At 67.0% G+C, this 6,699-nt stretch carries 9 protein-coding genes and 1 pseudogene; 2 read left to right on the forward strand and 8 right to left on the reverse strand.

The features are described 5' to 3' along the window. Positions 1-213 precede the first annotated feature (213 nt). A pseudogene (locus ACWF9Z_RS13675) lies at positions 214-318 on the reverse strand (peptide-methionine (S)-S-oxide reductase MsrA); the annotation flags it as partial. Positions 319-360: 42 nt separating this feature from the next. Here ACWF9Z_RS13675 and ACWF9Z_RS13680 point away from each other — a divergent pair. Both ACWF9Z_RS13680 and ACWF9Z_RS13685 read left to right on the forward strand, forming a co-directional pair. Further along, positions 361-1,845, forward strand: a complete 1,485-nt coding sequence (locus ACWF9Z_RS13680) for a recombinase family protein (RefSeq protein ID WP_453601394.1) — start codon at positions 361-363, stop codon at positions 1,843-1,845. Between the two features lie 125 nt (positions 1,846-1,970). Next, positions 1,971-2,207 (forward strand): helix-turn-helix domain-containing protein, encoded by a 237-nt coding sequence (locus ACWF9Z_RS13685; RefSeq protein ID WP_453601397.1) that lies wholly within the window; start codon positions 1,971-1,973, stop codon positions 2,205-2,207. A 79-nt stretch (positions 2,208-2,286) separates the two neighbouring features. On the opposite strand, the gene ACWF9Z_RS13690 is transcribed toward ACWF9Z_RS13685, so the two are convergent. From ACWF9Z_RS13690 to msrA, 7 genes are all read right to left on the reverse strand, one after another. Then, positions 2,287-2,763 (reverse strand): hypothetical protein, encoded by a 477-nt coding sequence (locus tag ACWF9Z_RS13690; protein ID WP_453601399.1) that lies wholly within the window; start codon positions 2,761-2,763, stop codon positions 2,287-2,289. An 80-nt stretch (positions 2,764-2,843) separates the two neighbouring features. Further along, positions 2,844-3,068 carry a DUF397 domain-containing protein gene (locus tag ACWF9Z_RS13695; RefSeq protein WP_453601402.1) on the reverse strand — a complete coding sequence of 75 codons (225 nt, stop codon included), beginning with the start codon at positions 3,066-3,068 and terminating at the stop codon, positions 2,844-2,846. A gap of 525 nt (positions 3,069-3,593) precedes the next feature. Further along, complete coding sequence (locus tag ACWF9Z_RS13700; RefSeq protein WP_453601404.1) at positions 3,594-4,400, reverse strand: helix-turn-helix domain-containing protein; 807 nt, start codon at positions 4,398-4,400, stop codon at positions 3,594-3,596. Between the two features lie 23 nt (positions 4,401-4,423). Beyond that, positions 4,424-4,933 (reverse strand): DUF6879 family protein, encoded by a 510-nt coding sequence (locus ACWF9Z_RS13705; RefSeq protein WP_453601407.1) that lies wholly within the window; start codon positions 4,931-4,933, stop codon positions 4,424-4,426. Next, positions 4,920-5,126 (reverse strand): hypothetical protein, encoded by a 207-nt coding sequence (locus tag ACWF9Z_RS13710; protein ID WP_060178883.1) that lies wholly within the window; start codon positions 5,124-5,126, stop codon positions 4,920-4,922. The genes ACWF9Z_RS13705 and ACWF9Z_RS13710 overlap by 14 nt, the downstream gene beginning before the upstream one ends. Positions 5,127-5,320: 194 nt before the next feature. After that, positions 5,321-5,671 (reverse strand): hypothetical protein, encoded by a 351-nt coding sequence (locus ACWF9Z_RS13715; RefSeq protein WP_453601409.1) that lies wholly within the window; start codon positions 5,669-5,671, stop codon positions 5,321-5,323. A 74-nt stretch (positions 5,672-5,745) separates the two neighbouring features. Further along, positions 5,746-6,417, reverse strand: coding sequence for a peptide-methionine (S)-S-oxide reductase MsrA (gene msrA / locus ACWF9Z_RS13720; RefSeq protein ID WP_453601412.1), 672 nt, complete (start codon positions 6,415-6,417; stop codon positions 5,746-5,748). Positions 6,418-6,699 lie beyond the last annotated feature (282 nt).

Raw genomic sequence — 6,699 nt, forward strand, 5'->3', positions numbered from 1 at the left:
GCGGCGCCTGCGCACGCACCCTGCGACAAACACCACCCGAGACCTAATCCACCGCCCCGGCCCCCCCCCCCCCCCCCCACACCCCCCCCCCGCCCCCCCCCCGCGCGGCGGCGCCCGGGGCTCGGTCACGTGGTCGTGGCGGTCGGGGCCCGCCCCGGTCCCGCCCACTCCCGCCCCGGGCCGGACCCGGGCGGGACGCAGGCCGGACCCGGGTCAGCCGTCGCTGGGAGCCACGCCGATCGGGCAGGCCACGCCCGTGCCGCCGATGCCGCAGTAGCCGCCGGGGTTCTTATCCAGATACTCCTGGGATAACACTTCTCTTTGCGTAGAATTAGTGCCTCTTCGTGAAAGGGGTGGGAAGTGAACGAAGCGGCACTGGTGATCCCAGTTGTCTCGTACGCCCGTATCTCCGCCGACACGGCCAGGGACGGCCATGGCGTCGAGGACCAGCACAAGGTGAACGGGGAGACGGCGGCCCGTCTCGGCTGGACGATCGTGCACCGCTACACCGACAACGACCTGTCGGCGGCAAAGGCAGCTGTGGTGCGCCCGGACTTCGAGGCCATGGTGAAGGCGCTCAAGTCGGGACACATGCCGGACGGCAAGCCCGTACGGGGCGTCATCGTGGTCGCGGACGATCGGCTCACGCGCCGGGCGGGCGACTATGAGCGGTTCGTGGACGCGCTCACGTACGAGGAAGGGCGGCTCTACGCGGACGCCAAGGGGTCGAAGAACCTCTACAGCGAGGACGTGGAGTCCATGGGGCTCTTCGGCGTCGTCATCTCCAAGATGGAGGTGCGCAAGATGCAGCGGCGTGCGCGCCGTTCACACCGCGCCCGCGCGGAGCTGGGCATTCCGGTGGGTGGCAAGCGTCCGTTCGGCTGGAAGGACGACAAGCTCACGCTGGAGCCCGAGGAAGCGGCGTGGCTGGCGAAGGGCGCCCGCGAGGTGATCGCGGGCAAGTCCATGCACTCGATCCTCCGCGAGTGGCGGGAGGCCGGCGTCCGCACGATCAACGACAAGGAGTGGGCGAGCCGCTCACTCAAGCTCGCGCTGTGGAACCCGCGACTGTGCGGCTGGCGGAAGCACAACGGCGAGCTGGTGCGTGATGCCAACGGCGTGCCGGTCGTGGGTCGCTGGGAGCCCGTCATCACGCCGAAGGAGTGGATGGCTATCGACGCCATCTTCTCGGCGCGCGTCGGCCCCAACGTGAAGTCCGACGGATCTGTCACTGACTACCGCACTCCGTCCTACCTGCTGACGGGAATCCTCCGATGCGGAAAGCCTGGTGCGGACGGACAGATCTGCAACGCGCCGCTCCGCGCCACTGCCCGACCGGACCTGTCCGGTGGCTATCTCTACCAGTGCCCCAGCAAGGAAATGGGCGGCTGTGGCGGCACGGGTCGCAACGGAGCCAAGCTTGACGAGTTCGTCACGGAGGCAGTCCTCGCGAAGTTGGAGGAACAGACGGCCAGGACGAAGCATGCGGACGATAAATGGGCGGGGGAGGAAGAGCTGGCCCGCCTGACGAAGAAGCAGCGCAAGCTGCTTCAGGCGTGGCAGGAGGACCAGATCTCGGATGAGCTGTTCTTCCCTCAGAATCAGAAGATGGAAGCGCGCGTCAAGGAACTCCGCGCGGACCGTACCCGTCACGTCCTCAACCAGCAGCGTGCAGCCGAAGTAACCGGCGACGTGCGCGAGCGCTGGACCTCCGGCCAGCTGGACCTGGCGCAGAAGCGTGCCCTGATCAGGGAGGCACTGCACGCGGTGATCGTCATGCCCGTGGGTGGCGGAGGTCGGCGCCCGTTCAACCCTGACCTGCTGGTCCCGAAGTGGCGGGACTGACGGGGAGCCGAAACGGAAAGGGGCACCGCCATCTGGCTGGTGCCCCTTCGTTCGTCTTGCGGATATGGACTACCGCTGCCTGCGCGTGGTCTTGACCGAGTCCTGATGCTCAAATTCCAAGCCGAGTGATCGCGTCGATGGCGGAGTTCGAGCGCGCCTTGATCAAGGATCGAACGATAGCCGGACTCGCCGCAGCCAAGGCGCAAGGCAAGCTCGGTGGCCGACCCAAGGCCGTGGACTCGAAGATGGTCAAGCAGGCGCAGGCGCTGAAGGACGAGGGCAAGAGCTACGGCGCCATCGCCAAGGTCCTGGGAGTAGGCCAGGCGACTGTCTACCGGGCGCTTACCGGCACGGCAGGTTGAGACTTCACGGCGCAGGAGAGAGCGCCCGAGGCGGGCGCACAGGCGCCCGCCCGGACCCTGGTACCGGTCGGGGCCTCTGTCATGCGCGGCCCTGCCTGGCAGGACAGGGCAGGTTGCGAGCGGCACGGTTCGGAGAGCACGTGACAAGGGCGACGGAGTGGAAGACAGTGCCCTTCAGATAGTGGCCGAGGGACACGTCTCCTCCCCACGTCAGTCGCTCGACTGCGGCCTGCACCAGGAGAATCAGCCTGGTCACTTCCCGATCCTGCTCAGAGGCGAAACGGGGTGCGAACTCCGAGAGCTGAAGCCCCAACCATTCGCCGGCTTCCTTGGGCTCCTCCCATGTCCCTCGGACCATCGAGGGTGGCTTCATGAGCCAGTGTGCCGTCTGGATCGGGGGTACGTCGGTGGTCGGGAAAACGGCCACGGCTTCTCGGTATCGGTCATGTACCTCCATCTCGCTGCTTGTGGTCGGGGCCTGTCCGGCCAGTCTGCGGACGCTCTCGTTGTCGAACGTCTTCTTCTCACCCACCCATGCGTAACCGTGGTGGTGCACCGCCGCTCCGTTCCGAGAGATGACGACGGCCCCGCTCGTCGGCGTGAGGGCGGGGCCATCAGCTCAGGTGGTGCTGTGGATCAGGCGGAGAGGTCGAACCGGACGGGGTCGATGCCCGCCGCGTTCAGCTCGGCCGTGGTGAAGCGCAGCGGCTCGGCGTCCGGGCGCTTGCTGTCACCCATGGCCCACGCATCCGGCCCGATCTTCGCGAGGGTCACGCACGCCTCGCCGTCCGGGTGGGTGTTGCCTCCACACACCTTGCCGAACTGGGCTCCGTCGATGTCGAGGCTGTACAGGTCGGTCATCAGGTCCTCCTTGATTCAGATGGGTCGGGCACCGCTGTCCCGCTCGCGTGTGCCCGAGTGCTGCGCAGCGCCTCCGCGATCTGCTCGACGTGAGCAGAGGGGATCGAGCCCACGTGCACGAGCGGCTGACCTCTCGGGGTCACCTGCGGCCGTATCGCCGCGTAGGAGCTCTCCGGCAGGCCCAGGGCAGCGAGCACCTTGCGCAAGGCCTCGGAGGCGTTCAGGGCCGCTGTCCGTCCGTCACGCCAGGTCTGCATGTCCACTACCGCACCCCGGGGTGCTTCTCGGGGTGCGCGGACAACTCGATGTTGCAGTCCAAGATGGCGGACATGTCTCCGTCGCCCTGCGCCGCTGTGCGCTGCTTCGCGAGCGCAGCGCACACACCACAACCTGGTGCAGGCCCAGGGGATGTGCGGGGGAGGGACAGTTGAACCGGCGGGTCCATCGTGGTGCGGGGGCTGCTCACTGGGATTCCCTCCCTCGGGTGTCGGCACCGACGATGCTTCACCCGCTGGGCAGCTTGCTCTAGGACCTTTCCTGTTGGGGCAAGAATCCGTCCCGGATGCCTTCGACCAGGGTTCTCATGGCATCGTCGTAGACCGCCACCGCGGCGAACCGCTCGAACGTGTCGAGGTAGAGCTGTACGTCCTTCGGGTCGCGAGTTGTGACCTCGGAATGGAACGTCTCCACGATGACGAGCCGGTCGTCGTGGAGGCTGAAGCAGGTCATGGGGAAGTCGGGCATCTGGCGGTCGGACGGCACGACCCCCAGCGAGACGTTGGGCAGACGGGACACGGACACAAGCCGATCCAGTTGCAGCGCCATGACCACGGGCTCGCCGATGCGCCACCGGAGTACGTGCTCGCAGATCAGGAAGTGGAAGGACCTGCCTGGTTGGTACAGGACGGATTGCCGTTCGAGGCGGGCCGCCACGGTCTTGGCCTTGGTTTCTTCCGGCAGGGCGGGAGGCAGGGAGAAGACGGCAGAGACGTACTCAGGGGTCTGGAGGAGCCCAGGGACGAGCTGGCCTTGGAAGAGCCTGAGCGTGGTGGTGCCGGCCTCGATTGCCCGGATGGTCTTCTGGTGCTTCCACGGGCCCATGCGGCGCAGCAGGCGCCATGCGGTGGCCTCGGTGGCTTCAGCGCGGACGGCTGCCAGGAACTCTTCCTTGGCTTCCTGGCTCACGCCTATGGCGGTGAGGACCAAGTCCACGTCCTGGACGGTCGGTCGTACCTTGCCCGTCTCGATCTTCGAGAGCTTCCCGGCAGACATGGAAGCCCTGCGGGCCACCGCGTCACCCGTGAGTCCGGATGTATCGCGCAGCGCCCGCAAGGCTTTCCCGATCGAGTCGGTGGTCAGTGGTGCCGCTCCCAGTAGTCCGCGAACGGCACCGCTTCGGCCAAGGCGCGGTCTCGGTAGTCCTGATACTTGGCAAGGCAGTGGGCAGGAAGCAGGTCTGCACCGATGAACACACCTTCGAGTGTGTAGTGCATCCGGTACACGTCCTGGTCGTCGAACAACCAGAAGTCGTGATCGGGCAGTTCGGCCACTTCCCGGTCAGCCTGGTCGATGATGCCGATGGTCTCGCCGGCCGTGATGTTGCCCGGGTAGGCGGCCAGTTCGTACCGCAGGTAGTCGGTCAGCGGAGACCTGAGCACATGGACGCGCGACACGTCCTTCCCCTTGTCGGTCATCGACCGTACCCATGGGTTGTTGTCCCAGTCAGGGCCCATGTCCCCGCCTGACAGGAAGCGTTCGAACTCCTCGCGCTCCTCCTCCACGCTGTAGACGGCGAGCGTCTCCAGCCGAAAGGCGCTTCGTTCGAAGGTCTCGAAGAGCCGGCCGAACTCCTCACCGCTGAGCACGGAAGTACTCCTCCAGCACTGCGGCCGGGACCACGACGGCGGTCTCACCCTCGGGTAGGTCGAGCTGCGCCAGCCGCTCGGGGTCAGTGATGACGTAGCCCTGTACTACGTAGTCCTTGGCGTCCTCAGTACCCCACAGGGTCGGGCACGTTCCGTTCCTGCACTCCGGGTCACCGGACAGCTTCCGCAGCATCCTCGCCCCCACATGTCGCTGTACGTCTGTCGTGTTCGATGCTCCCGAGGCGGTCGTGGCGAGGTCAAGCGCCTGACCTTTCCAGAACAGGAAAGGTCCTTTCTGGCGGGCCCCGGACAGCCGTGGCTGGAAGCGGTCGGTATCCGCTCATATGAAATTGGTTCGTCTCGTCAAGCAGCGCGGCCGATGCCGACTTACGGCACGGACGGCGTCGAGGCCTTGAAGTTTCCGCCAACGTCGATGAAAAGCCTGTAACTCTGGAGCATCTCCTCAACTTCTCTCTGACGCCGCTCCAGTGCGTCGAAGAGCGTGCCGATAGTCGCGGCATCTTCCTCGTTGGTCATGGACCGGAAGCGCGGCAGCACCGACTCATCCGGGAAGGCCATGCGGCTGCCGACGAGAGCCTCCCAGACGAGGTTGTTGCCGTACCCCAGGTGAGCGACCAGCCATTCACGGAAGCCTGCAAGGGCCGTGCGTCCGCTGCCCTCGTGGAGGCCGCTGAGATAGTTGGCGTACGACCAGAACGAGCCGTCCAGCCCGAACATCCCCGATCTGCTTCCGGAGGTGCGGAAGCAGATCGGGAAGCTCCTACTGGACGGCAAGATCTCTGGGCTGGGGCTCACTCATCCCCGGGAGCCTCGGCGATGCCGATGGGGCAGGCCACGCCCGTGCCGCCGATGCCGCAGTAGCCGTTAATGTTGCGGTCCAGGTACTGCTGGTGGTACGCCTCGGCCGGCCAGAAGGTGCGCTCGGCCGCCGGGAGGACCGCCGTGGTGATCTGGCCGTGGCCGGAGGCGGTCAGGACCCGCTGGTAGGCGTCGCGGGAGGCCTCGGCGGCGGCCTGGGCGGCGGGGGAGTGGGTGTAGAGCGCCGAGCGGTACTGGGTGCCGACGTCGTTGCCCTGGCGGAAGCCCTGGGTGGGGTCGTGCGACTCCCAGAACAGCTTCAGCAGGACCTCGTAGGAGACGAGCGACGGATCGAAGACGACCCGCACGACCTCCGTGTGGCCGGTGCCGCCGGAGCAGACCTCTTCGTAGGTCGGGTTCTCGGTGAAACCGCCCTGGTAGCCGACGAGCGTGGTCCACACCCCCGGGGTCTGCCAGAACGTGCGCTCGGCCCCCCAGAAGCAGCCGAGGCCGAAGTCCGCGACCTGGAGGTGGGCGGGATAGGGGCCCGCGAGGGGGTTGCCGAGCACGGTGTGCGCGGCGGGCAGGGCGAAGACCGGCTCGGCGCGGCCGGTCAGGGCTTCCTCGCGGGTGGGCAGCTCGGGCGTGCGGCGGTACGAGAACATGGATTCCCTCCTTGTGGTCTACCGATAACGGCGAACGACGGGCGGGGATTCCCCGGCGGGCCCTCTCGCCCCGCTCGGGGCTCCGGGCGGGTACGCAGAATCCCCGCCGACAGGGTCGACGGGGATTCTGTGGTGCGGTCAGCCTGGTTCAGGCTGGGCGGGTACGCAGAATCCCCGCCGACAGGGTCGACGGGGATTCTGTGGTGCGGTCAGCCTGGTTCAGGCTGCCTGGCCGTGGACCTGGGTTGCCCGGTTGGAGACGAGATACAAACGCCGGGATTG

Source organism: Streptomyces sp. NPDC054961 (genome assembly GCF_053609145.1).

What these genes read in the sequence shown, in the direction of transcription:
- ACWF9Z_RS13695 (WP_453601402.1), bottom strand. Translation starts at nt 3,068, where the DNA reads ATGACCGACCTGTACAGCCTCGACATCGACGGAGCCCAGTTCGGCAAG.
- ACWF9Z_RS13710 (WP_060178883.1), bottom strand. Translation starts at nt 5,126, where the DNA reads ATGCTGCGGAAGCTGTCCGGTGACCCGGAGTGCAGGAACGGAACGTGC.
- ACWF9Z_RS13715 (WP_453601409.1), bottom strand. Translation starts at nt 5,671, where the DNA reads ATGTTCGGGCTGGACGGCTCGTTCTGGTCGTACGCCAACTATCTCAGC.
- msrA (WP_453601412.1), bottom strand. Translation starts at nt 6,417, where the DNA reads ATGTTCTCGTACCGCCGCACGCCCGAGCTGCCCACCCGCGAGGAAGCC.